Annotated in this window: 25 protein-coding genes; 8 read left to right on the plus strand and 17 right to left on the minus strand. The window is 72.6% G+C overall.

Annotation, left to right across the window (positions count from 1 at the left end):
* Positions 1-145: 145 nt before the first annotated feature.
* The 3 genes from KY5_RS06930 to KY5_RS06940 are packed head-to-tail and all read left to right on the plus strand — an operon-like array spanning position 146 to position 2,288.
* Complete coding sequence (locus KY5_RS06930) at positions 146-1,135, plus strand: aldo/keto reductase (RefSeq protein WP_098241375.1); 990 nt, start codon at positions 146-148, stop codon at positions 1,133-1,135.
* A 44-nt stretch (positions 1,136-1,179) separates the two neighbouring features.
* Positions 1,180-1,752 carry a GrpB family protein gene (locus KY5_RS06935; protein ID WP_098241376.1) on the plus strand — a complete coding sequence of 191 codons (573 nt, stop codon included), beginning with the start codon at positions 1,180-1,182 and terminating at the stop codon, positions 1,750-1,752.
* Entirely contained in the window at positions 1,749-2,288 is a 540-nt protein-coding gene (locus tag KY5_RS06940) for a DUF6314 family protein (RefSeq protein ID WP_098241377.1), read from the plus strand. The genes KY5_RS06935 and KY5_RS06940 overlap by 4 nt, the downstream gene beginning before the upstream one ends.
* Here the strand turns inward: KY5_RS06940 and KY5_RS06945 are convergent.
* The 3 genes from KY5_RS06945 to KY5_RS06955 all read right to left on the minus strand — a co-directional run bounded on the left by KY5_RS06945 (position 2,218) and on the right by KY5_RS06955 (position 4,831).
* Entirely contained in the window at positions 2,218-2,808 is a 591-nt protein-coding gene (locus KY5_RS06945) for a histidine phosphatase family protein (protein WP_098241378.1), read from the minus strand. The genes KY5_RS06940 and KY5_RS06945 overlap by 71 nt on opposite strands.
* Positions 2,809-2,862: 54 nt before the next feature.
* Entirely contained in the window at positions 2,863-3,306 is a 444-nt protein-coding gene (locus KY5_RS06950; protein ID WP_098241379.1) for a GNAT family N-acetyltransferase, read from the minus strand.
* A gap of 88 nt (positions 3,307-3,394) precedes the next feature.
* Entirely contained in the window at positions 3,395-4,831 is a 1,437-nt protein-coding gene (locus tag KY5_RS06955; protein ID WP_098241380.1) for a PLP-dependent aminotransferase family protein, read from the minus strand.
* On the opposite strand from KY5_RS06955, the gene KY5_RS06960 reads away from it, so the two are divergent.
* Both KY5_RS06960 and KY5_RS06965 read left to right on the plus strand, forming a co-directional pair.
* Positions 4,830-5,768 carry a DMT family transporter gene (locus KY5_RS06960; RefSeq protein WP_098241381.1) on the plus strand — a complete coding sequence of 313 codons (939 nt, stop codon included), beginning with the start codon at positions 4,830-4,832 and terminating at the stop codon, positions 5,766-5,768. The two genes, KY5_RS06955 and KY5_RS06960, sit on opposite strands and share 2 nt — an antisense overlap.
* Positions 5,769-5,875: 107 nt before the next feature.
* Positions 5,876-6,067, plus strand: a complete 192-nt coding sequence (locus KY5_RS06965) for a DUF1918 domain-containing protein (RefSeq protein WP_098241382.1) — start codon at positions 5,876-5,878, stop codon at positions 6,065-6,067.
* Positions 6,068-6,077: 10 nt separating this feature from the next.
* On the opposite strand, the gene KY5_RS06970 is transcribed toward KY5_RS06965, so the two are convergent.
* Positions 6,078-7,313, minus strand: coding sequence for a glycoside hydrolase family 10 protein (locus KY5_RS06970; protein ID WP_098241383.1), 1,236 nt, complete (start codon positions 7,311-7,313; stop codon positions 6,078-6,080).
* Positions 7,314-7,494: 181 nt separating this feature from the next.
* On the opposite strand from KY5_RS06970, the gene KY5_RS06975 reads away from it, so the two are divergent.
* The gene (locus KY5_RS06975; RefSeq protein WP_098247098.1) at positions 7,495-8,355 is read left to right on the plus strand and encodes a 3-hydroxybutyryl-CoA dehydrogenase; all 861 of its coding nucleotides are present in this window, start codon (positions 7,495-7,497) and stop codon (positions 8,353-8,355) included.
* Between the two features lie 202 nt (positions 8,356-8,557).
* Positions 8,558-8,815 (plus strand): hypothetical protein, encoded by a 258-nt coding sequence (locus KY5_RS06980; protein WP_098241384.1) that lies wholly within the window; start codon positions 8,558-8,560, stop codon positions 8,813-8,815.
* Here the strand turns inward: KY5_RS06980 and KY5_RS06985 are convergent.
* The 10 genes from KY5_RS06985 to infC all read right to left on the minus strand — a co-directional run bounded on the left by KY5_RS06985 (position 8,812) and on the right by infC (position 19,871).
* The gene (locus KY5_RS06985; RefSeq protein WP_098241385.1) at positions 8,812-9,354 is read right to left on the minus strand and encodes an NUDIX hydrolase; all 543 of its coding nucleotides are present in this window, start codon (positions 9,352-9,354) and stop codon (positions 8,812-8,814) included. The two genes, KY5_RS06980 and KY5_RS06985, sit on opposite strands and share 4 nt — an antisense overlap.
* 109 nt (positions 9,355-9,463) lie before the next feature.
* Positions 9,464-10,813, minus strand: a complete 1,350-nt coding sequence (locus KY5_RS06990; RefSeq protein WP_098241386.1) for a transcriptional regulator — start codon at positions 10,811-10,813, stop codon at positions 9,464-9,466.
* 260 nt (positions 10,814-11,073) lie between these two features.
* Entirely contained in the window at positions 11,074-12,219 is a 1,146-nt protein-coding gene (locus KY5_RS06995) for a PP2C family protein-serine/threonine phosphatase (RefSeq protein ID WP_098241387.1), read from the minus strand.
* Between the two features lie 192 nt (positions 12,220-12,411).
* Positions 12,412-14,925 (minus strand): phenylalanine--tRNA ligase subunit beta, encoded by a 2,514-nt coding sequence (gene pheT, locus KY5_RS07000; protein WP_098241388.1) that lies wholly within the window; start codon positions 14,923-14,925, stop codon positions 12,412-12,414.
* Complete coding sequence (gene pheS / locus KY5_RS07005) at positions 14,925-16,055, minus strand: phenylalanine--tRNA ligase subunit alpha (protein WP_098241389.1); 1,131 nt, start codon at positions 16,053-16,055, stop codon at positions 14,925-14,927. Before pheS ends, pheT begins: the two co-directional genes overlap by 1 nt.
* A 150-nt stretch (positions 16,056-16,205) precedes the next feature.
* On the minus strand, positions 16,206-17,348 hold the full coding sequence (locus KY5_RS07010) for a sensor histidine kinase (RefSeq protein WP_098241390.1): 1,143 nt from the start codon (positions 17,346-17,348) through the stop codon (positions 16,206-16,208).
* Between the two features lie 53 nt (positions 17,349-17,401).
* Positions 17,402-18,247: a TrmH family RNA methyltransferase gene (locus KY5_RS07015; protein WP_098241391.1), complete on the minus strand. Its 846-nt coding sequence runs from the start codon at positions 18,245-18,247 to the stop codon at positions 17,402-17,404.
* A gap of 174 nt (positions 18,248-18,421) precedes the next feature.
* The gene (rplT, locus tag KY5_RS07020) at positions 18,422-18,808 is read right to left on the minus strand and encodes a 50S ribosomal protein L20 (protein WP_098241392.1); all 387 of its coding nucleotides are present in this window, start codon (positions 18,806-18,808) and stop codon (positions 18,422-18,424) included.
* 97 nt (positions 18,809-18,905) lie between these two features.
* Positions 18,906-19,100, minus strand: coding sequence for a 50S ribosomal protein L35 (gene rpmI / locus KY5_RS07025; RefSeq protein ID WP_007829094.1), 195 nt, complete (start codon positions 19,098-19,100; stop codon positions 18,906-18,908).
* Between the two features lie 108 nt (positions 19,101-19,208).
* Positions 19,209-19,871: a translation initiation factor IF-3 gene (gene infC, locus KY5_RS07030; protein WP_199843524.1), complete on the minus strand. Its 663-nt coding sequence runs from the start codon at positions 19,869-19,871 to the stop codon at positions 19,209-19,211.
* Between the two features lie 381 nt (positions 19,872-20,252).
* On the opposite strand from infC, the gene KY5_RS07035 reads away from it, so the two are divergent.
* The gene (locus KY5_RS07035; protein WP_098241394.1) at positions 20,253-20,639 is read left to right on the plus strand and encodes a DUF1844 domain-containing protein; all 387 of its coding nucleotides are present in this window, start codon (positions 20,253-20,255) and stop codon (positions 20,637-20,639) included.
* Positions 20,640-20,655: 16 nt separating this feature from the next.
* Here KY5_RS07035 and KY5_RS07040 read toward each other — a convergent pair whose 3' ends face one another.
* Genes KY5_RS07040 through KY5_RS42450 form a run of 3 tightly spaced genes read right to left on the minus strand, consistent with a single transcriptional unit; the run spans position 20,656 to position 24,293 of the window.
* Entirely contained in the window at positions 20,656-21,390 is a 735-nt protein-coding gene (locus tag KY5_RS07040) for an SseB family protein (RefSeq protein ID WP_098241395.1), read from the minus strand.
* Positions 21,391-21,399: 9 nt separating this feature from the next.
* Positions 21,400-22,584, minus strand: coding sequence for a type VII secretion-associated serine protease mycosin (gene mycP, locus KY5_RS07045; protein ID WP_098241396.1), 1,185 nt, complete (start codon positions 22,582-22,584; stop codon positions 21,400-21,402).
* The gene (locus KY5_RS42450; RefSeq protein ID WP_234362638.1) at positions 22,581-24,293 is read right to left on the minus strand and encodes a hypothetical protein; all 1,713 of its coding nucleotides are present in this window, start codon (positions 24,291-24,293) and stop codon (positions 22,581-22,583) included. The genes mycP and KY5_RS42450 overlap by 4 nt, the downstream gene beginning before the upstream one ends.
* Positions 24,294-24,459 lie beyond the last annotated feature (166 nt).

Below are 24,459 nucleotides of genomic sequence, written 5' to 3' on the forward strand. Positions count from 1 at the left end.
TCCCCGGGGGAAAGCCCTACTTGCCTGCTGTGGATCTCCAGCCGCCGCGCCCCGCTGAAAGGCCGCCGCGGCCCGGTTGACCTGGAGTTCTCTCCAACTCATAAGGTCATGCACGTTCATCGGGAACGACCCAGGAGGTTTCACCATGACCAGCCTTCCCACGCGACGCCTCGGCGCACTGACCGTCTCGGCGCAGGGGCTCGGGTGCATGGGGATGAGCCATGGCTACGGCACGTCGGACGACGCTCAGTCGATGGCGACGATCCACCGTGCCCTCGACCTCGGCACCACCCTGCTCGACACCTCCGACTTCTACGGCTCCGGCCACAACGAGCAGCTCCTCGGCCGCGCGCTCGCCGGGCCCCGGCGCGAACAGGCCGTCATCGCCACCAAGTTCGGCTTCGCCAACCGGCTGGGCGAGCCCCTGGACATCCGGGGCGACGCGGCGTACGTCCACGAGGCGTGCGACGCCTCGCTGCGGCGCCTGGGCGTCGACCACATCGACCTGTACTACCTGCACCGGGTGGACAAGTCGGTGCCGATCGAGGAGACCGTCGGCGCGATGGCCGAGCTGGTCGAGGCGGGCAAGGTGCGCCACCTCGGGCTCTCCGAGGCGAGCGCGCGCACGATCCGGCGGGCGCACGCCGTGCACCCGATCGCCGCGCTCCAGAGCGAGTGGTCGCTGTGGACCAGGGACCTGGAGGCGGAGATCGTGCCGGTCTGCCGTGAACTCGGCATCGGCATCGTGCCGTTCTCGCCGCTCGGCCGAGGCTTCCTCACCGGCCGCTACACCACGCTCGACGGGCTGCCCGAGGACGATCTGCGGCGCACCCAGCCCCGCTTCACCGACGGCAACCTGGAGCGGAACCTGAGGATCGTGCGGACGCTGGACGAGCTCGCCGCCGCGAAGGGCGTCACGGCGGGGCAGCTCGCGCTCGCCTGGGTGCAGCACCGCGGCGACGACGTGGTGCCGATCCCCGGCACGCGCCGCCAGGCGTACCTGGAGGAGAACCTCGCCGCGGTCGCGATCGAGCTGTCCGCCGACGAGCTCGCCGCGATCGACGCGGCGGCCCCCGCGGGCGGGGTCGCGGGCACGCGGTACGACGAGCGGAGCCTCTCCGTGGTCGACCGGTAGCCCGGTCGCCGGGGCGGCGCGCGGCGGGACGTAGCCTCGACGGCATGCCCTTCCCCGATGAGAGTGCCCACCCGCTGACGGTCGTGGACTCTCAGGACACCTGGCCCGGGGAGTTCGCGCGCGTCGCGGAGCGGTTGCGCCCCGCACTCGGCGGTCTCGCGGTCGCCGTCGACCACGTGGGCTCGACGGCCGTGCCGGGGCTCGCGGCCAAGGACTGCGTCGACGTGCAGGTGCGGGTGGCCTCCCTGGACGAGGAGCAGGTCGTGCCACGGCTCGCGGCGATCGGCTTCCGCTGCCGTCCCGAGCCGTGGAACCGCTCCGAGATCTCGTTCGGCCACCCCGGCCGCAAGCTGGTCTTCGCGCCCCCGGTGGGCGCCCGCCGCTGCAACGTCCATCTGCGCGTGGACGGCCGCTCGAACGCCCAGTACGCGCTGCTCTTCCGGGACTACCTGCGCGCGGACCGCGTGGCCCGCGAGGCGTGGGGCGCCTTCAAGCGGCGGCTCGCGCGGAGCGTCGGCACCCTTGAGGAGTACGGACGGATCAAGGCACCGGCGACCGACGCCCTGATGGCCGGGGCGCAGCTCTGGGCGATCCAGACGGACTGGAGCCCGCGATGACCTCACGACGGGACGCCGACCAGCACCCCCTACCGGACGCCGCAGCCCACCACCCCGTACCGGACGCCCTCGTCCACCTCGCGGGCACCTGGCACGTGGAACGCACCGTCCGCGACCTCGCCGACGGCTCCGAAGGCCACTTCAGCGGCACCGTGCGCTTCACCCCGCTGCCCGCGCCGGACGAGGGCGGCCTCCTCCACCACGAGTCGGGCACCTTCACCTGGCACGGCACCGCACGGCCCGCCGAGCGCACCCTGCGCTTCCTGCCGGGCGAGGTACCGGGCACCGCCCGCGTCGAGTTCGCCGACGGGCGCCCCTTCCACGACCTCGACCTGCGCACCGGCCGCCACACGGCGGACCACCCGTGCGCCGCCGACCTCTACCGCGGCGATTTCGAGGTGGCCGACGAGGACCACTGGCGGACCCGGTGGCGGGTCGGCGGGCCCGCCAAGGACCTGCTGCTGATCACGGAGTACGTACGGGTACCGGCGCGTCCAGCCGCAGGTTCCAGCGCCCGCCGTGGCCGGTCAGGGTGACGGTGGAGAGCGGGCGCATGTCGACGTTCCAGTACGTCGACGGGGGCGCCTTCAGGCCGTGGACGAGTGCCGCGCGCACCACGGCCGGCTCGGCGACCGCGAGGATCCTGGCGCCGTCGCCGACCGGACGGGTGTCGAGCCAGCCGCCGATCCGTGAGATGAAGGCGAGCAGCGACTCGCCGCCGTGCGGCGCCGAGCGCGGGTCGCTCAGCCAGGCGTCGACGGCGGCCGGTTCGCGCGCGGTGACCTCGGCGAGGGTCAGGCCGCGCCACCGCCCCATGTCGCAGTCGCGCAGCGCGGGCTGGGCGAGCGGGCAGAAGCCCAGCGCGTCGCCGGTGGCGCGGCTGCGCGCGGTGGGCGAGCAGTAGCGCAACTCGGCGACGCCGAGCGGCAGGAGCGCGGGGGCGGCGGACCGCACCTCGTGCCACCCCGCCTGGTCGAGCGGCCGGTCGTCGTCGAAGCGCTCCGCGAGCAGTGAGCCGCTCCGCGCGGCGGCGATGAGTGTGACGCGAGCGTGCATGCGGTGATGTTGGGGCGCGCGGGAGCGCAGGTCAAGGGCTCAACCGGGGCGTGCTCACTGGTTGCCGAGCGCCATCCACTTCTCCGGGTTCTCCAGGGGCGCGAAGCCGAGCTTCTCGTAGACGCCGTGCGCGTCGGCCGTGGCGAGCAGGATCCGGCGCACGCCGAACGGCTCCAGGTGCGCGCGGACCCCGGCGACGAGGGCGGTGCCGAGTCCCTTGCCGCGGGCGGCCGGGTCGACGTACACGTCGCAGAGCCAGGCGAAGGTGGCCCGGTCGGTCACCACGCGGGCGTAGGCGACCTGTTCGCCCGAAGCCTCGTCGTAGACGCCGAAGTTGACCGAGCCCGCGATCGCCGCGTCCTGCTTCTCGCGGGTCCGTCCGAGCGCCCAGTAGGCGTCGGTGGAGAGCCACCGGTGGACGCGCGCGGCGTCGATGCGGGCGGGGTCGGCGGACATCTCGTAGCCGTCGGCCATGCCGGGTCCTGTGCTGTCGCTCATCCCCCGACCCTGCCAGCCGGCCGACGCGCCGTCGAGCCCGTTTCGCCGGGCGGACCGGCCACCTGGTCCGGTCGCACCGGGCCCGGGCTCACCCGAGGACTTCGTCGCAGGCGGCCCTGAGCCTGCGTACGCCCTCCGCGATCTCCCCCCTCCCCGCGACGCCCGCGAAGCTCAGCCTGAGGTACGCCGCCGGGGGTTCGGCCGCGAAGTACGGCCGCCCCGGGGCGACGGCGACGCCCGCGCGCAGGGCCGCGGAGACCAGCGCCGCCTCGTTCGTGCCGTCGGGCATGCGCAGCCACAGGTGGTAGCCGCCCGCCGGGACGTGCGGCGCCGCGAACTCGGGGAAGCGCAGCCGCAGCGCCGCCGCCATCGCGTCCCTGCGGTCCTTCAACTCGCCCGCCACGGCCCGCAGATGGCGCGGCCAGGCGGGCGAGCCCACCAGTTCGAGCGCCGCCTCCTGCAAGGGGCGCGGCACGAAGAAGTGGTCGACGACCTGGATGGCGCGCAGCCGTTCGAGGACGGGACCGCGGGCGACGAGCGCGCTCACCCGGAAGCTCGGCGACGTGGCCTTGGTGAGCGAGCAGACGTGCACGACGACGCCGTCGCGGTCGTCGGAGGCGAGCGGCCTCGGCAGCGGCCCCGCGTCCTCGTGCACCAGTCGGCGTACGAAGTCGTCCTCGATGACGAACGCGCCCGCCGCGCGGGCGATCCGCAGCACCTCGGGGCGGCGCGCGGCGGACAGCACCGCACCCGTCGGGTTCTGGAAGAGCGGCTGGCACACCAGGACCCGCGCCCCCGTCGCCCGGAACGCCGCATCGAGCAGGTCGGGGCGCACGCCGTCGGTGTCCACCGGGACCGGCACCGGGCGCAGGCCCGCGGCGCGGGCGATGGCCAGCATTCCCGGGTAGGTGGGCGACTCGACGAGCACGGGGGCGCCGGGCGGGGCGAGCGCCCGCAGCGCCGTCGTCAGGGCGCTCTGCCCGCCCGCCGTGATGAGCACCTCGGCGGCCGTGATCGCCCCGCCGATCCCCCGCGCGAACCACTCCCGCAGCTCCGTGAGGCCGTCGACGGGCGGCCGCCCCCACGCGCCGGGCCGCCGTCCCGCGCGGGCGAGCGCCGCCGCCATGGCGCGCTCGGGCTGGAGCGAGGCGTCCAGATAGCCGCCGTTGAACTCGATGACGCCGGGCGCGGGCGCGGCCAGGGTGACCAGGACGCCGGAGGCGTCGACAGCGCGCGGCACCGGTTCCGCCGCGGCGTCGGCGCTCAGCGTCACCTCCTGCCAGGACGTGTCACCGGCCGGGGCCGCGGCGGCCTGCGGCTCGGCGCGGAAGACCCCCGCGCCGGGCCGGGTGACGACGAGCCCCTCGGCGGCCAGCTGCCCCAGGGCCCGCGACACGGTCACCGGGCTGACCCTGAACCGCTCGACCAGGGCCCGGCTCGATGGGAGCTTTCCACCTGGAGAGTAGCGGTCCAGCTCATCTCGCAGCTGTTTCGCCAATTCGCTCACACTGCTACCGTCATGCATGACAGCACAGGATAGCGCTACTCGTCCGACCCGGATAGCGGTCGAGGCCGCGGAGACACCCGGCACCACCGCGCACGGCTCACGCCGCACCGGCACCCTGCTCGCCGCCCTCGGCGTCACCGCCTTCTCGCTCACCTTCCCGGCCACCGCCTGGGGCCTTGAGGGCATCGGCCCCTGGAGCCTCGTGACGCTGCGGGGCGTGCTCAGCGCGCTCATCGCGGCCGGCTGTCTGCTCGCCCTGCGCGTCCCGGTCCCCGACCGCCGCCACTGGGCGGGGCTCGCGGTGGTCGGCGCCGGTGTCGTCGTCGGCTTCCCCCTGCTGACCACGCTCGCGCTGCAGACGTCCACCACCGCGCACGCGGCCGTCGTCGTGGGGCTGCTCCCCCTGACGACCGCCGTCTTCTCCGCGCTGCGCACCGGCGCCCGGCCGTCCCGCGCCTTCTGGACGGCGGCGCTCGCCGGGGCCGCCGCGGTCATCGCCTTCACCGTGCAGCAGAGCGGCGGAGCGCTGACCACCGCCGACCTCTACCTCTTCGGCGCGCTCCTGATCTGCGCGGCGGGCTACACCGAGGGCGGCCGCCTGGCCCGCGAGATGCCGGGCTGGCAGGTCATCGGCTGGGGCCTGATCCTCTGCCTGCCGCTCAACGCCGTCGGGGCGTGCGTCGCCCTGCAGCACGAGTCCTTCCAGCTCACCGGGCACAGCACGGCGGGCCTGCTCTACTCCGCGATCGGCTCGCAGTTCCTCGGCCTGGTCGTCTGGTACCGGGGCATGGCGGCCATCGGCGTACCCAAGGCGAGTCAGCTGCAGCTCGCCCAGCCGCTCCTGACCCTGGTCTGGTCGGTGTTCCTGCTCGGCGAGCACCTCACCGTCGCCGCCCCGCTCACCGCGGCCGCCGCGCTCGTCTGCATCGCCGTCACCCAACGGGCCCGCGGCTGACGGGTTACCGGTTCGACAGGCCCCAACTGCCGCCTCCCGTCGTACACTTGCGGCCACGGATCGCGACCCTGGAACGGTCGACAGAGCGGGACGAGGGGGCACTCCAGATGCGTGCAACCGTAGGCGACGAGCTGGTGGTGCACGGCAGGATCGTCGGGCAGCACGACCGCGTCGCACAGATCGTCGAGGTACTGGGCACGGACGGCGGTCCGCCGTACCGCGTCCGCTTCGAGGACGGTCACGAGACACTGATGTCGCCGGGCCCCGACACCGTCGTACGGCACCAGGACCCGGCGTAGCCCACCGGGCTCAGCGCGGCGGTTTGGCCGGCTCCTGGTAGTGGTCGGCCACCACCCGCGCCATGGCGCCGATCTTGTCGACGCCCACCTCCTTCGCCGAGAAGAAGACGTGTCCGCGCACCTCGTGGAAGCCTTCGGCGTACGTGAGGTGGCGGGACAGTTCCGCCGGGTCCTGCCAGGCGGCGGGCTGCGCGGGGTCGCCCGCCTTGTAGAGGGCCTCGCCGACGTAGAGGCGCACGCCCGTGCCGCGCACGACGTCGTTCCACCACGGGACGAGCTTCGCGTAGTCCGCGGCGGCGAAGCCGATGTTCCAGTAGACCTGCGGAACGATGTAGTCCAGCCAGCCCTTCTCCACCCAGCCGCGGGTGTCCGCGTACAGGTCGTCGTAGGTCTGCACGCCCGCCCTGGTGTCCGATCCCGTCGGGTCGGTCGCGATGTTGCGCCAGACCGCGAACGGGCTGATCCCGAACTGGGTGCGGGGCCTGGCCTTCTTCACCCGCCGCGCCATCTCGCGCACCAGACGGTCGATGTTGTCGCGCCGCCAGGAGGCCCGGTCGGGGAAGCCGCCGCCGTACCGCGCGAAGGCGTCGTCGTCGTCGAAGACCTGGCCCGCTACCGGATACGGGTAGAAGTAGTCGTCCCAGTGCACCGCGTCGATCGGGTACTTGCGCACCGCGTCGAGCATCGCGTCCTGCACGAAACGGCGCACTTCGGGCAGGCCCGGGTTGTAGTAGAGCTTCCCGCCGTACGGAATCACCCAGTCCGGGTGGACGCGCGCGGGGTGTGTGGGCACCAGCCGGGACGGATCGGTGTGATTCGCCACCCGGAAGGGGTTGAACCAGGCGTGCAGCTCGAGGCCCCTGCGGTGCGCCTCCTTCACCGCGGTGCCCAGCGGGTCCCAGCCCGGGTCCTTGCCCTGCACGCCGGTGAGGAACTCCGACCACGGCTCGTACGGCGAGGCCCAGAGCGCGTCGGCGGTGGGTCTCACCTGGAAGACGACCGCGTTGAGTCTCCGGTTCACCGCGGAGTCCAGGTAGGCGAGCAGCTCCGCGCGCTGCTGCGCCGCGGGCAGCCCTGGCTTGGAGGGCCAGTCGCGGTTGGCCACGCTCGCCAGCCACATGCCCCGCAGCTCGCGCCCCTTCTTGCGCCCCCGCTCGCCGATCGCCGCCGCGTCCCCGGCCATCGCCAGACCCGCCACCGTCGCGATCGCCACCGCGGAGAACCCCCGACGTGACATACGCCTCATCAGTCCACCCCCAGAGCTCGCTGTGCACCGGCACCCCTTGCCGATGCGCACAGCATGCCCGACCCGGCCCGTCATGCACCCGTCGTTGCGGAGTAACCTTCACGGCCGAGGCGGGCACCGAATCCGTACGGGGGGCCTGCCTGCCCCGTTGATCAGCGAAAGGCACGAGGTGACCGACTCCATGACCGATATCTCACGCGTCGGAGTGGTGGGCTGTGGCCAGATGGGCGCCGGAATCGCAGAGGTCTGCGCCCGCTCCGGCCTCGACGTGAAGGTCGCGGAGACCACCGGCGAGGCCCTGGAGATCGGCCGTACACGGCTGTACAACTCCCTCTCCAAGGCGGCCGAGCGCGGCAAGATCTCCGAGGAGGAGCGCGACGCCACCCTGGCCCGCCTGAGCTACACCACCGACCTCGGCGAGTTCTCCGACCGTGACCTGGTCATCGAGGCCGTGGTGGAGAACGAGCAGGTCAAGACCGAGATCTTCCAGGTGCTCGACCAGGTGGTGACCCGGCAGGACGCGATCCTCGCCTCCAACACCTCCTCCATCCCGCTGGTGAAGCTGGCCGTCGCGACCTCCCGTCCCGACCAGGTCATCGGCATCCACTTCTTCAACCCGGCGCCGGTACAGCAGCTCGTCGAGCTGATCCCTGCCCTGACCACGTCCGAGGGCACCATCAGCCGTGCCCAGGTCATGGTCGAGAAGATCCTCGGCAAGCACGCGATCCGCGCCCAGGACCGCTCGGGCTTCGTGGTCAACGCGCTGCTCATCCCGTACCTGCTCTCCGCGATCCGGATGTTCGAGTCGGGCATCGCCTCGCGCGAGGACATCGACAACGGCATGGAGATGGGCTGCGCCCACCCGATGGGCCCGCTCAAGCTCGCCGACCTGATCGGCCTCGACACGGTCGCCTCGGTCGCCGACTCCATGTACGCCGAGTACAAGGAGCCGCTGTACGCCGCTCCCCCGCTGCTCCAGCGCATGGTGGACGCGGGCCGCCTCGGCCGTAAGTCCGGCTCGGGCTTCTACACGTACGCCTGACGCACAGGCACCCCGACGGACCTCACCCTCCGTCACACACGGGCCCGGCACTCCTGCGAGTGCCGGGCCCGCGGCGTTCACACACCGTGTGCGCAGTGGGCTCGCATATGCCCTTCGCACACTCTCCCGTCTTGTCCACCAGGCGAGTTGACTTCCTGTGCGGATGAAGGGGGGACGCGCCACTACAGAGAGGAGTGGACTCGTGACCACCGACGGCGAGATAGCCGTGGTCCCGGAAGAACTCGCCGAGTTACGCCGTAGCCAGGACGTGGGACTGACCCGCGTCGACGGACGGCTGGCGTTGCTCACTCAGCACGACGAACAGACCGCCAAGAACGTGGAGGCCCTGGAGACCCGGGTCGCCGCCCTGGAACACACGCGCTGGCCCTTGCCCACGATCGTCGCTCTCGCGTCGGTCGCGGCACTCGCCGTGGCGGTCTGGCAGGCCCTCGGCCATTAGCGCGCGTCCTGGCCGAGGCGCAGGTGATGGAGGAGGAGGAGAGCCGCGGCCATGTTGGCGGCCGGGACCTCCCCGCGCGCGACCATGTCGGGGACGAGCTTGAGCGGGACCCACTCGCGGCGGTCCGACTCGAAGTCGTCCTCGGGATGGCCGATGTAGGTCCCTTCGTCGGACCAGTAGATGTGGTGCCGGGCGTCGGTGAGCCCGTTCGAGGGCTCGACGCTCATCAGGTGCCGCAGCGGGCCCGGCCGCCAGCCGGTCTCCTCCTCCATTTCGCGTGCCGCCGCGTACGCGATCTCCTCGCCGTCCTCGACGACGCCTGCCGCGAGCTCCCAGCCCCAGCTGTCGGTGATGAAGCGGTGCCGCCAGAGCAGCAGCACTTCATTGGCGTCGTTGACGACGGTGGCCACGGCCACGGGCCGCATCCTTATGAGGAAGTGGTCGAGATGCCGGCCGTTCGGTAGCTCGACATCTGCGAGATTGACCGTGAACCATCGGTTTCCATACACAGTTTGTTCGCTCTGTTTCGTCCACTGCACGGTTCTGCCACCTTCCGCTGAATAGATGGCAATATCGCAGCAGGAGGATTCTCAGAGCAGAGTGTGCACAACGCCGTCGGTGCGGCGTACGACGCGCGTCACGAGCGCACTACAGCGGGACGCGCAGTGCCCCGTCGATGAGTTCCGCCGCCTCGGCCGTCCCCGCGCAGTCGCTGCGTACCAGGTGCTCACGCACCGCGCGCAGCCGGTCGCGCAGCCGCTGCGACTCCATCCCCCGCGCCTGTTCTGCCATTTCCACCGCCGAGGCCACCGCCTCTTCGGTGTTGCCCTGGCGCAGTTCGATCTGGCTGAGCATGGCGAGCCGGTGGACCCTGCCCCGGTCGTGCGCCGGAGTGACCACCGCCGCCGCCGCGTGCTCGCGGGCGCTGGTCAGATCTCCGAGGCTGAGCAGCGCCTCCGCCACCTGCACATTGACCAGACCGGGCTGGACATAGCCCGTCTCGTCCGGCTCGCGGCCGCGCAGGATCCGGTCGGCCGCGGCCTCCGCACGCCGGATGCAGGACAGCGCGCTCCTGCCGTCGCCCAGGTGCGCGTACGCCTTGGCCTGCATCGCGTACAGGTCGGAGGCGAGCGCCGGGGTGAGGTCCCGGCCGGCGGCCCGCAGCGCCGCCTCGGCGAACGCGACGGCCTGGCGGTATTCGCGCATGAACAGCGACTGGTTGACCAGGAGGGCGATGACGTATCCGCCGAGCCCTCTGTCCCCGCTGGCCTTCGCGAGGCGCAGCGCCTGGTGGAAGTAGCGCTGCGCGAGGCCGTGCGCGTCGGAGTCGTAGGCGCAGATCCCCGCTATCGCCACCAACCCACCCGTGGAGCGGTGCAGTTGACGGCCCATCTCGTCGGTGTAGCTGCCCCGGAGCAGGGGCGCCGCCTCGGCGTTGAGGAAGCCGACGATGCGGGTGCGCGTCGCGATGCCGCCGGTCTTGCGGTACATCTGCTCGTAGTGGGCGCGGGCGGCGCGCATCATCTCGATGTCGGCCGTGCTGACGGGATGCCTGCCGCCGCGGGAGACGTCGACGTCCTCGGGCGGGTTCTCCCACTCCCAGACCGGCATCACGGCGGGGGTGCCGGTGACGGCGGGCGCCCCGAGCAGGTGCGGGCGCTGCTGTTCGTCGGAGCGCCACAGGGCCGTGGCGCGCTCGACGAAGCCGGAGAGCGTGGAGGAGGCCGAGCCGGTGCGGACGGCGGGCAGTCCCGGCACCCCGAGCCCGATGTCGTCGAGGGTGACGGGTCGCTGCAGCCGGGCGGCGAGCACCTCGCAGATCAGATCGGGGACCTGCCCGCGCGGCCGCTGGCCCTTCAACCAGCGTGCCACCGCGGTGTGTTCGTACCGCAGTGCGAGACCTCTTGCCTTTCCTGCCTGGTTCACATGTGCGGCAAGTCCCGCGTGAGAGACGCCTGCTTCGTCGAGGATCGCGTCGAGCAGGGTGTTGGGCTGCATGGATGCCCTCCGGTGGCTCGGTGCTGTTCAGATTAGTGGAGGCGACTTCACACGGGGTGTGAACGGAGTGCCCGGATCCGGGGGGTGTGCGCTCTGCCGCGTGCGGGGTGAAATCGCTTGACTGAGATGCCTCATCAGTTAAGGAGGCCGGCCGGGCCGCCGGTTCCCCCTCGTACAGTGCGGCGGCCCTCACAGGCGCCGTCCGTCCCGCCGTCTGCCCGACAACTCCATGGCGGGGCGGGCGGCGCGAACCGCGCGGCTCAGCTCATCGTCCCGGCCCTGCACCCGGACTCCGGGTGCTGCGAGGGGACTCTTTTCCGGTCGTTGCGCAGGACGAGGAGCGCGGCGTCGTCGGACGGCGACTTCCCGGCGTGCCGCAGGAGTTCGGCGTAGAGCGAGCGGATCAGGGACTGCGGCGAGACCGGTGGGACGCGGGCGGCCTCACTCAGCTCGTCCCGCAGCGGGAAGAACGCCCCTGCCGCGTCCCGCGCGTCCTCCACGCCGTCCGTGTGCAGGACGAGCGCCTGTCCCGGCAGCAACCGGCCGCACCGCAGCACGGGCAGCTCCGCGGGGAGCGGGAACGGGCCGAGCGGCGGCAGCGGTTCGCGGTCCGTCAGGGGGCGCGCCTGCCCACTCAGCAGGTGGGGCCAGGGATGGCCGCAGTTGAGCGCCGAGATCTCGCCGTCCTGACCGATCTCCAGGAGCAGTACGGTGACGAACTCCTCGGCCAGCGGGCTGTCCGGCGCCGCAGCGCCGCTCGCCGGATGCTCGGCGCGGGAGCGCTCCCGCAGATGACGTCCCATCGCCCGCTCCAACCGCCGCAGGACCTGCGGCAGTTCGGGCTCGTCGTGTGCGGCCTCGCGGAAGCTGCCGAGGACGGCGGCGACGGTGGCCAGGGCGGCGAGGCCGTGACCGCGCACATCGCCCATGATCACGCGGACCCCGTGGTCGGTGGCGGCCACCTCGTAGAGATCGCCCCCGACGGAGGCGCCGCGCGACGCGGAGAGCCGTCCGGCGGCCAGGGCGAGCCCCTCGATGCGCGGCGGCAGCGGCCTGAGCAGCACGTTCTGCGCGGCCCCCGCGACCTCACGGATCTGGCGCAACTCCCTGAGCAGCGCCCGGCGTACATGCGCTATGAGCCCGGTGCCGACGGCGAAGAAGACGGCGCTGCTGACGATACGTGCGCCCATGCCGTCCTGCTGCGCGAGCGGGCAGGCCAGTTTGTACGTGATGGCGAAGGCTCCCCATAGGGTCGGCAGTCCCAGGGAGAGAACGCGCCCGGACCGCTGTCCCTCGACTCGGCGCGCCAACCGGGGAACTCCCCGGTGCGCCCTGTCGCGCACCCTGGCCCGCACCCTCGCCCGGAGCCTCGTCGGGCAGGGAACCCCAGCCTTGCTACGGATCATGCCGACGGCCCCCCTAAGGCCCTGTTCAGCGAGCAGGCGGCGCCTACGGCCGGATTGATTCTGTCGACCGCATAGGCCCATCGGGCCAGAGTGAAAGGACTTGTCACCCGAACGAGTGAGGGGCTCATCCGGTGGTCCGGATAAGCCCCTCTTTGCGCCCCTAGTGCGCCTGTTCTCGACTACGGGTGGTGACTACGCTCCGCGCAGCACCGCGCCCGTGGCCTCGGCCGCGCGCGCGACGGCGGCGTCCCTGGCCGCGGTCGCCTCGTCGACCGTCAGCGTGCGGTCGGTCGCGCGAAAGCGCAGCGCGTACGCCAGGGACTTCTTGCCCTCGCCGACCTGCTCGCCCTCGAAGACGTCGAACAGCCGGATGGACTCCAGGAGTTCGCCCGCGCCGCCCTTCAGGTAGTACTCGACCACGGCGGCCGGCACCTCCTTGTCGACCACGAGCGCGACGTCCTGGGTGGCCACCGGGAAGCCGGAGATCCGCGGCGCGCGCAGCGCACCGTCGACGGCCTGCTCCAGGCGGTCCAGGTCGAGCTCCATGGCGCAGGTGCGCGCGGGCACGCCGAGCGCCTTGACGACGCGCGGGTGCAGCTCGCCCGCGTGCCCGACGGAGACGATCTCGCCGTCGACGACGACCTTCAGCTCGGCGCAGCGGCCGGGGTGCCAGGGGCCGTACTGCCCCTGGTCCACGATGAGTTCGACACCGGCCTCGCGGGCGATGGTCCGCGCGGCCTCGACGGCGTCGGCCCAGTCGGCCGGGCGGCCCTTGCCCCACCAGCCGGCCTGCTCGCGGGCGCCCGCGAGGACGACGGCGGCGTGCCGGGGCTGGACGGGCAGCGCCTCGGTGAGGGAGGCGATCTCCTCGTCGGTGGGACGCCGGTCGACGGGCAGCCGCACCGCGACCTTGCGCTCCTCGCGCGGGTGGAAGACCAGGCCCGTCTCGAAGAGGGCCAGGTCGTGGCTGCCCCGGCCGTCGTTGCGGCGCAGGGCCTGGAGCAGGCCCGGCAGCAGCGTCGTACGGAGCGCGGGCTCCTCGTCGGAGAGCGGGTTGACGAGCTTGACCACGCGGCGGTTCGCGTCGTCCTCGTCGAGGCCCAGCTGGTCGAAGACGCCCTCGCCGATGAAGGGGTAGCTCGGCGCCTCGACGTACCCGGCCCCGGCGAGGGCGCGGCCGACGCGGCGGTGCAGGCGCTGCCGCTCGGTCAGGCCGCGGCCCGCGGGGGGCTTCGGCAGGGTCGAGGGCAGGTTCTCGTACCCCTCGAGGCGGATGACCTCTTCGGCGAGGTCGTTCGGCTCGGCGAGGTCCGGGCGCCAGGACGGCACCGTGACGGTCAGGTCGTCCTGGCCGTACACGTCGCAGCCGACCTGCTGGAGGCGGCGCACCACGGTCTCGCGGCCGTAGTCCACGCCCGCCACCTTGTCCGGGTGGTCGGCGGGCATCGCGATGGTGCGCGGCGCGGTCGGGGCGATGACCTCGGTGACACCGGCCTCCGCGGTGCCGCCCGCGAGCAGCACGAGCAGGTCGACGGTGCGCTGCGCCGCGGCGGACGCGGCCTGCGGGTCGACGCCGCGCTCGAAGCGCTTGGCGGCCTCCGAGCCCAGCTTGTGGCGGCGCGCGGTGCGGGCGATGGAGAGCGCCTCGAAGTGCGCGGCCTCGATGACGACGTCGGTGGTCACACCGGCCTCGTCCCCGTCGTCCGCGATCTCGGTGTTCGCGCCGCCCATGACACCGGCGAGGCCGATCGGCCCGCGGTCGTCGGTGATGACCAGGTCCTCGGCGTCCAGGACGCGCTTGGCGCCGTCGAGCGTCGTGAACTTCTCGCCCTGCTCGGCCCTGCGCACGCCGATCGTCCCCTGGATGCGGGAGCGGTCGTAGGCGTGCAGGGGCTGGCCGAGCTCCAGCATCACGTAGTTGGTGATGTCGACGGCCAGCGAGATCGGGCGCATGCCCGCCTTCTGCAGGCGGCGCTTGAGCCAGATCGGCGAGCGGGCCTCGGGCTGGAGCCCGGTGACGGTGCGCGCGGTGAAGCGGTCGCAGCCGAGCGGGTCGCTGATCTTGACGGGGTAGCCGTAGGAGTTCGGCGCGGGCACGTCCAGGAGCGCCGGGTCGCGCAGCGGCAGGCCGTACGCGGTGGCGGTCTCGCGGGCGACGCCGCGCATCGAGAGCGCGTAGCCGCGGTCGGGCGTGACGGCGATGTCCAGGACCTCGTCGACCAGTTCGAGCAGCTCGATGGCGTCGGTGCCCGCCTCGTGCTCGGGCGGCAGGACGATGATGCCGCCCGAGCCGTCGTCGCCCATGCCGAGCTCGTCGCCGGAGCAGATCATGCCGTGCGAGGTCTTGCCGTACGTCTTGCGCGCGGCGATGGCGAAGTCGCCGGGCAGGACGGCGCCGGGCAGGACCACGACGACCTTGTCGCCGACCGCGAAGTTCCGGGCGCCGCAGACGATCTCCTGCGGCTCGCCGGTGCCGTTGGCGGTGCCGACGTCGACGGTGCAGAAGCGGATGGGCTTCTTGAAGCCCTCCAGCTCCTCGATGGTGAGGACCTTGCCCACGACGAGCGGGCCCTTGAGGCCGGTGCCGAGCTGCTCGACGGTCTCGACCTCGAGGCCGACCTCGATGAGCTTGGCCTGCACGTCACGGCCGGTCTCGGTGGCGGGGAGATCGACGTACTCCCGCAGCCAGGAAAGCGGGACCCGCATCAGATCTCCATCCCGAACGGCCGGGTGAACCTGACGTCACCCTCGACCATGTCTCGCATGTCTTCGACGTTGTGGCGGAACATCAGCATCCGCTCGATGCCGAACCCGAAGGCGAATCCGCTGTACTTCTTGGGGTCGACGCCGCAGGCGGTCAGCACCTTGGGGTTGACCATGCCGCAGCCGCCGAGCTCGATCCAGCCCTCGCTGCCGCAGGTGCGGCAGGGGCGGTCGGGGTTGCCGACGGACTCGCCGCGGCACACGTAGCAGACCATGTCCATCTCGGCGGACGGCTCGGTGAACGGGAAGTAGTTCGGCCGCAGCCGGGTCTTCATGTCCGGGCCGAACAGCGCCTGGACCATGTGGTCGAGGGTGCCCTTGAGGTCGGCCATGGTCAGGCCCTCGTCGACGGCGAGCAGCTCGATCTGGTGGAAGACCGGAGTGTGCGTCGCGTCCAGCTCGTCCGTGCGGTACACGCGACCGGGGCAGACGATGTAGACCGGCGGCTCGCGGCGCTCGATGAGCGCACGGGCCTGCACGGGCGAGGTGTGCGTGCGCAGCACGACACCGGACTCGTCGCCCTTGGCGCCCTCGGGGCCCTGGACGAAGAAGGTGTCCTGCATCTGCCGGGCCGGGTGGTCCGGGGTGAAGTTGAGGGCGTCGAAGTTGAACCACTCCGCCTCGACCTCGGGGCCCTCGGCGACCTCGTAGCCCATGGCGACGAAGACGTCGGCGACGCGCTCCATGAACGTGGTCAGCGGGTGCCTTGCGCCCGCGGGCGTGCGGTCGTACGGCAGCGTGACGTCGACCGCCTCCTCGACCAGGACGCGGGCGTCACGCTCGGCCTCGAGCTCGGCCTGACGGGCCGCGAGCGCCTTGTTCACGGCGCCGCGCGCCATGCCGACGCGCTTGCCGGCCTCGGCCTTGGCCTGCGGGGGCAGCGCGCCGATCTCGCGGTTGGCCAGCGCCAGCGGCGAGGTGCCGCCGGTGTGCGCGACCTTGGCGTCCTGGAGCGCGTCGAGGGAGTCGGCGGCGGTGAAGGCGGCGAGCGCCTCGTCCCGCATGCGCTCGATCTCTTCAGGTTTCAGTGCCTCGACCTCGACAGGGTCGTACGACTTGTTCGGTGCGGACATCTCTTCCCGTGCTTCCGGTTGGCTTGGCTGAAGGTCCCCGTCTGCGAATCGGAGACGAATCGTCCCGAAAACGGGGACGCAAACGTGCCAAGGATCGAGTCTAACGGGGGTGACGCAGGTGAAAGAGCCCGCGGGCGGTGCTCGGGCGGATCAGAGGAGATACGCCGGAGTGCCCACGGGCAACGTAAATCGGAACTGGGCACCGCCGCCGGGGGCACGGCCGACGGTGATCGACCCGCCGTGCGCTTCCACGATGCCCTTCACGATGTACAGCCCCAGTCCTGTCCCGCCGCGCTTGCTGCCCCGCCAGAAGCGGGTGAAGACGCGGCCCATGGATTCCTCCGGAATGCCGGGACCCTCGTCGCTCACGGTCACGGCGGTCTCTGCGCCGCCCCGCTCGCGCGGTGAAGAGGAGGGCGCTACGTCGATGGTGACGGTTCCCTCGCCGTGCCGCACCGCATTTTCGATGAGGTTGCTGAGGACCTGGTCGACCTTGTCGGGGTCCGCCCACAGATCGGGCAGCGGCTGCTGGATCCGCAGCAGGAAGCGGTCCGCGCCCTGTCCCGCGGCGACGTACGCCTGGATGTGCCTGCCGACCGCCGCGCCTATGTCGACGGGCTGACGGCGCAGCTCGAGGCGCCCGGAGTCGATGCGGGAGATGTCCAGGAGCTCGGCGATCAGCCGCGTGACGCGGTTGGCGTCCGCGTCCACCGTCTCCAGCATCAGCTTCTTCTGGTCGTCGGTGAACCGTTCCCACTTGGCGAGGAGGGTCGCCGTGAAGCCCTTGACCGAGGTGAGGGGCGAGCGGAGCTCGTGGGCGACCGTGGCGATCAGCTCGGCGTGGCTGCGCTCGGTGCGGCGGCGTGCCTCGGTGTCCCTGATCGAGACGACGACGCGGCGGACGGGCCCGGTGCGGGCGGTGCGCACGTAGCGGGCGGAGACGAGGACCTCACGGCCGCCGGGCAGCAGGAGGTTGCGCTCGGGCTGGCCGACGCGGGTGGCGAGGCCGCCGTAGGGATCGGTCAGTTGCCACCAGCGGCGGCCTTCGAGGTCCTCTAAAGGGAGGGCGCGCTCCAGCGGGGCGCCGAGCGCGTCGGCGGCGCGGACCGCGGTGATCCGGACCGCCGCCGCGTTGAAGCAGATGACGTGGCCCGTCTCGTCCGCGACGACGAGGCCGTCGGGCAGCTCGTCGGGGTCGAGGCCGAGGTCGCCGAGGTCACCGGGACCGTCGCGGTCCGCGCGGGTGCGGACGAAGTCCGGTACCCCCGGTGCTCTGCTCGTGCCGACGCTCATTCCCCGTACCCCACCTCTCGGACCGTGCAGTGGGCCCCGAGCCCGTCACCCTACTAGCTCGATGTGACGGAGCGGCACCCTCCGGCGGCACGCTGTGCACGGGCGGAGGCATAGAGGCACACGGCGGCGGCGGTGGCGAGGTTGAGGCTCTCGGCTCTGCCGTGGATCGGAACACGCACCACCGCGTCGGCGAGTGCGCGGGTCTCCTCCGGCAGCCCCCACGCCTCGTTGCCGAAGACCCAGGCGGTCGGGGTGCCCATGGTGCCCTTGTCGAGCTCCGTGTCGAGGTCGTCCGCGCCCGCGCCGTCGGCGGCCAGGATGCGTACGCCCGCGTCCTTCAGTCCCTGTACGGCCTTCTCGACGGGTACGCCGACGGCCACCGGCAGATGGAACAGTGAACCGACGGACGCCCGCACGGACTTGGGGTTGTAGAGGTCCACGGAGGCGTCGGTCAGGACGACGGCCTCGGCGCCCGCGGCGTCGGCGCAGCGCAGCACGGTGCCCGCGTTGCCGGGGTCGCGCACGTGCGCGAGGACGGCGACGAGCCTCGGCCGCGCGGCGAGGACCTCGTCGAACGGCGTGTCCACGAACCGGCAGACCCCGACGAGCCCCTGCGGCGTCACGGTCGTCGAGATGTCGGCGACGACATCCTCGTCGGCGAGGTGCACCCGGGCCCCCGCGGCACGGGCCTCACCGACGATGTCGGCGTAGCGCTCGGCGGCGTCGACGGTGGCGAACAGCTCGACGAGCGTCTCCTCGTGCGCGGCGGCCTCCCGCACGGCCTGCGGCCCCTCGGCGAGGAACAGCCGCTCCTTCCCCCGGAAGTTCCGCTTGGCGAGCCGCCGGGCGGCGCTGACGCGGGGGGACTTGGGAGAGATCAACTCAGGAGCGTCGACCATGAACTCACCTTCGGGGATAAGGGGCCCCGTCAGGGGCGCGGGGAACTGCGCGCCCGGCCAGATGAGACCCGCAGTCGGCAAGGGACGGACGTCGGCAGACGAGCGGCCGAACGCACTCGGACCCGCAAGCCGCTCGGCTTACGGGTCCGAAGTCACGCTCAGCGAAGCGCAGCGTTACGCGGCAGCCTTGGGCGCGTTGACGTCCGAGGGCAGCGCCTTCTGCGCGACCTCGACCAGCGCGGCGAACGCGTTCTGGTCGTTGACGGCCAGCTCCGCGAGGATCTTGCGGTCCACCTCGATGTTGGCGGCCTTCAGACCCTGGATGAAGCGGTTGTAGGTGATGCCGTTGGCGCGGGCAGCGGCGTTGATGCGCTGGATCCACAGCTGCCGGAAGTCGCCCTTGCGCTTCTTGCGGTCGTTGTAGTTGTAGACCAGGGAGTGGGTGACCTGCTCCTTGGCCTTGCGGTACAGGCGCGACCGCTGGCCGCGGTAACCGCTGGCCGCCTCGAGGATCGCCCGACGCTTCTTGTGGGCGTTTACTGCCCGCTTGACGCGTGCCACTTTTTAACTCCTTGTAGCGGGGCCGTGGTTGGACTCACACGACCCGGTATCGATTGGGTCCCGGTCAGAGGTCAGGTGCCGTGTCCGGCACCCGAGCTCACTTGCCGAGAAGCTTCTTGATCTTCTTGGCGTCGCCCGGGGCCATCTCGGCGTTGCCGGTGAGGCGACGCGTCAGACGGGACGACTTGTGCTCGAGCAGGTGGCGCTTGCCGGCGCGCTCACGGAGCACCTTGCCGGAGCCGGTGACCTTGAAGCGCTTGCTGGCACCGCTGTGCGACTTGTTCTTCGGCATAGCGCCGTTCTCTCCTCGTCAGTGGCACTCCGATGCCCGGTCGTGGAACCGGGCATCCGGGAGCACCAGATGTGTCAGTTGGCATCCCCTGGACTCGCGTCCGGGGGATCAGGCCTCGGCGGGAGCCTCAGCCGGGGCCTCGGCGGGAGCTTCGGAAAGCTCCTCGTCCTCGGCGGAGTTCTGCGAGCGGCCCGGGTTGGCCTTCGCGTCCGCCTTGCGAGCCGCCTGGGCCTCACGGGCCTCGGCCATCGCCTCGGTCTTCTTCTTGTGCGGACCGAGAACCATGATCATGTTTCGGCCGTCCTGCTTCGGGTTCGACTCGATGAACCCGAGGTCCTCGACGTCCGAAGCGAGACGCTGCAGCAGTCGGAAGCCCAGCTCGGGGCGGGACTGCTCGCGACCACGGAACATGATCGTGATCTTGACCTTGTCGCCCTGCTTGAGGAACCGGACGACGTGACCCTTCTTGGTGTCATAGTCGTGCGGGTCGATCTTCGGCCGGAGCTTCATCTCCTTGATGACCGTGTGCGCCTGGTTCTTGCGCGCCTCACGGGCCTTCATGGCCGACTCGTACTTGAACTTCCCGTAGTCCATGAGCTTGCACACAGGCGGACGGGCGTTCGCCGCGACCTCGACCAGGTCAAGGTCGTACTCCTGCGCAAGCTCCAGGGCCTTGGCAAGCGGAACAATCCCGACCTGCTCGCCGCTGGGACCGACAAGTCGCACCTCGGGAACGCGAATCCGGTCGTTGATGCGGGGCTCGGCGCTGATGGATCCTCCTCGGTAGCACCACGCGACCGTCTGGCGGACAGCCGCGTTACGTCTGTTATCTCGACCAACCGAGCGAGGCCACAAAAAATGCCCCGACCGATCACTGAAGGGGCTCCACGTACTACCGGAGCACCTCCGCGGTGATCGCGGGGCGCACATCGGGCGGCCCGAAGCCTCGGGGCTTCGACCGCCTGACCGGTGACCCGCCGCTCCGGGGAGCGGTCAGGTGGGAGATCGGAGCCTCCACTTGTGGGCCGGATCCTTGCGTTGGCACGCGGGTCTCCGGCCGGTCGTTACACAAGGTTAGCAGTACCCCGGCCGTGCCGCTAACCAGTGGCCCTTCGGCTCGGGCCGCGGGGAGCTCGGCTTATCGTGTGGGACATGAGCGACGCGACCCCCTCCCCCGAGTTCCCGACCGGCTCGGCCCCTGATTCTCCCGATTTCGACACCCTGACCCGTGACATCGCGGACGTCCCCGCGGTCGAGGTGATCACCACGGTCGCGGTCCACCTGATGAGCGCGGCCGCCGTGAACCTGGGCCTCGCCGAGGGCGGCGAGGGCCACAAGGACCTGGACGAGGCCCGCAAGCTGATCCACTCCCTGGCCGGGCTGCTCGACGCGTCCGCCACGGAGATCAGCTCCTTCCACGCGGCCCCGCTGCGGGACGGCCTGAAGTCGCTGCAGCTGGCGTTCCGCGAGGCGTCGCTGGTGGCGGACGAGCCGGGTCAGGGGCCCGGCGAGAAGTACACGGGCCCGGTCTTCGGCTGAGACCCAGGCGCCGTTCTCACGGCGTGCGCACGTAGAGGGGCTCGCCCGGTGGCGTCGCCTCGGCAGGCAGCAGTGCCAGGTCGAGGCCGCGCACCAGGCGGGCCCTCAGTGTTTCGTCGGCGGCGATGCGCCGGGCCACGCGCCGGGCGGCGTCCGCCGGGTCGGCCGCGGCGTCCAGGACCAGGGCGAGGGTGCCGTCGGAGCTGCCGGGGCCCAGATGGGCGCGGAGCACGGCGGGCTCGGCGGCGACCGCGGCGCGCACGGCGTCGGTGACGGCCGGGTCGGCGAGCGGGTCGGCGCTGGCGCGGCCCTCGGCGAGCGCGAGCAGCGCCGACCTGCCGAGCTCGTAGGGGACGGGCCCGGCGAGGTCGAGGACGATGGTGTCGGCCCGCTCGTGGGCGGCGGCCTGGAGCGCCTGGTGCAGGGGAACGGCGACGGGGCGCGCCGCCGGGTCCCACAGGGCGAGGGCCTCGGTCGAGGTGAAGGCGGGCAGTGCCTTGCGGTCACCGGCCTTCAGCGTCGGGACCGCCATGTCGCTGGTCTTCTCGCGACGGAGCCCGTTCTCGTCCTCCTCGACCTCGCCGAGTACGGCGACGACGGGGACGAGGAGGCGGGCCCCCGCCAGCGCTTCGAGGACCGGGCCGTGCGCCGTGCGGTCCTGCGACCAGGCGGCGAGCGCCTCGGCAAGCCGGGGGTCCGCCGTCCCGTCGTCGTCGGAGAAACCGGGGTCGGGAATGTTCTTGTTCGCCACGCCCCGACCCTACAGAGGCAGGCCCGGGCGCCTTCTCGCCGGGCCGCGCCTGCCCCGCCACAGCCAGACGGCGGCGGCGAGCAGGGCCACACCGGTACCGCCCGCGACCGGGCCCACCCAGCCGGCGGGTCCGTCGTCGAGGTCGGCGGGGTCGGGTCCTCCGCCGAAGTACTCCGGTGCGTACGCCGACGCCCGCAGCCCCTCCGGCTTCAGCTTGGCCGCCCGGGTGAGGGCGGCCGCCGGGTCGACGAGGCCGTAGCCGCGGGAGTCGTCGCGGCCGCCCGCCGGGGCGTCCCGCGCGGTGTCCTCCAGGAGCTGCTTGATCTGCGCGGGGGTCAGGTCGGGGTGCGCGGCGCGGATCAGGGCGACGGCGCCGGAGACGAAGGCGGAGGCCGCGCTGGTGCCCCAGCCCTCGTAGTACTCGCCGTCCGGGTCGGCGATGACGATGTCGTCGCCGGGCGCGGCGACGGTGGCGTACCAGCGGCGGGTGGAGAAGGCGGCGCGCTCGCCGTTCTCGTCGACGGCGGTGGCGGCGATCACGCCGGGGTAGGCGGCCGGGTAGGAGACGTGGTCGCCGAGCTTGCCGCCGTTGCCCGCGGAGGCGACGACGGCGACGCCCTTCTTCAGGGCGTACTGCACGGCGGCGTCCTCGGCCGGTTCGGGGTGGGCGGACTTGGAGTCGTCGCCGAGCGAGAGGTTGATGACGTCGGCACCGTGGTCGGCGGCCCAGCGGATGCCTTCGGCGAGGGCGTTGCCCCGGGTGCTGCGGGCCTTCTTGCGGGCCTTGTCGCCGTCCTCCAGGATCACGCGGACCGGCAGGATCCTGGCCTCGGGGGCGATGCCGAGCACGCCGTCGCCGCGCCCCGGGCCGTGCCCGTGGCCCGCGATGATCCCGGCCATCGCGGTGCCGTGCCGGGCCCAGGGACGATCGCCGCGGCCCGCGCCGAAGCCGACCATGTCCTTGCCCTCGATGACGTTGCCCGCGAGGTCGGGGTGCTGGGCGTCGACGCCGGTGTCCAGGACCGCGACGGTGATGCCCTTGCCCTTGGTCGTCTGCCACGCCTGCGAGGTGTGCATGGCCTCGAGGCCCCACTGCTGGACCCGGATCCCGTCGTCGGCGTACGCGGTGGTGGCGGGAGCCAGGGTCAGGGCGGCGGCGACCGCCGCGACGAGGAACGGCCGACGGGTCCTCATGAGCTCTTCTCCGCTGCCGCGATGGTCTTGCGCAGGCCCCGCTCGACGCGGTCGGCGATGCCCTTGGCCTCGTAGCCGAGTCCGGACTGGGCGGGCGCCGACGTGGTGTCCGCGCCCATCGCCTCGGTGGCGGACTCCGGTTCGGTGACGGCGCGTCCGTCGGCGAAACCGGAGACGGCGTACGCGACGACGGGCGCGTCGGGGAGCACGGACACGATCCAGGAGGCGCGCTGCGCGTCGCCGAAGCCCTCGGCGGGCGTGCCCTTCGCGGCGTACGGACGGGGCATCAGGTCGGGGCGCCGGTCCAGGCCCTCCTCCGTGAAACGGGTCCGCAGCGAGCGCATGCCGTCGGCGTTCGCCTTGGTGAACAGCAGGCCCACGGTGGTGACATGGCTGCGGGTGGCGTCGGTGTAGGTGGCGCGCAGCAGCCGCAGACAGCCGACCGGGGCGAGCGCCTTCTTCAGGAGCGGGTCGAAGGCGGCCGCGCAGCCGCTGTCGGGGGCGATGGCGATCCGCGTCCAGGAGCGGTCGGCGCCGCCGGGGCCCGCGCCCTCGCCCTTGAGGACGGGCGGGAAGAGCGTGTCGACGGGGGCGCTGTGCCAGAGCTCGCCGGCGGCCGCGTACGCACTGCGCGTGCCGCTCGCGGAACCGGACTCGCCGGTCAGCCAACTCCCGGTCACCGCGCCGCCGATGAGGCCGAGCCCGATGACGAAGCAGGCCGCGGCGGCCGCCGCGCGGGGGCGCGGGCCCACGGGCCGCAGCCGCGTGGTGCTGTCGTCGTACAGCGCGGGCCGCGCGAACGACACGAAGGGCCGGCCCGTGCCGGGTCCCGGCGTCAGGTCGACGGCTCCGACGGCGCGGCGGGCGGCCGTCGCGCGGGGCCGGTTCTCGCCGGTACGGGGGGTGGGCGACTCGCCGGTACGCGGAGCTGGCGGGACGTCGGCCGTACGGGGAGCGGCCTCGGGCGGCGCCGACTCGTCGGTGACGGGGCGCAGTCGGGCCGTGGTCTCCTCGGGCGGCACACCGCGCGCGGGCGGCAGGCCGCTGCCGGTGCGGGTGGGTGCGGCGGGCAGCACGGGCGGGACCGGGGGCGCGGAGGGCTGTGGGGGTACGGACGGCTGGGGCGGTGCGGAGGGCTGCGGGGGCGGGGACGACTGCGGGGACGGCTTCGGGGCGAGGGGCGTCATCCGCTCGGCCTCGCCGTCGATCACGTCGTCAATCACGTCATCGGTCGCGTCGTCGGTCGCGTCCTCTATCGCGTCGCCGACCGGGACTTCGGACGGGGCTTCGGACGCGTCGGCCTCCTCCGCGGGTGCCTCGGGGATCCGCGGCGGGGCGTCGGGCAGGCGGGCCGACGCCGGGGGCGGTGGCGGGGTCTCGGGGAGGGCGCCCGCGGCCTCGCGCTCCGCGCGGGCCTGTTCGAAGGGGGCCAGCAGGTCCTCTATCCGGGCCGCCTCGCCGGGTTCGTCGTCGGCCGTGGCCGATGCCTCGGCCGCCGCGCGCGGGCGCGGGCTGCCGAGGACCCAGTCGCGGTCGACGGGGGGCGGGACGTCGGGGAAGCGGGCCGAGGGGGCGGGCGGCGGTTCCGGGTCGCGGTCCCGGTCGGCGGCGTCCGGCGGGGTGCCCGGACGGGCCGGTGGCGCAGTGCCGGGGCGGGGCGGCGTGGTGGGGCGCGGGGGAATGGGGCTGCGAGGCGCCTCCGTGCTCATGCTCCCCCGTCTCCTCGCGCTCGGCCGCCGGAACGCTCGGCCCGGCGAGGCTCCGTGCGCGTCACTCTACGGGCAGACGCAGGTCGCGAGGGAACCCCGTCCGCGCCCCGGGCGATCTGCCCGGATCATCCCCCTACCCTCGGGTAATCGTGTCTGGCAAGCTTCG

Origin of the sequence: Streptomyces formicae (assembly GCF_002556545.1) — a bacterium.
Taxonomy (GTDB): Bacteria; Actinomycetota; Actinomycetes; order Streptomycetales; family Streptomycetaceae; genus Streptomyces; species Streptomyces formicae_A.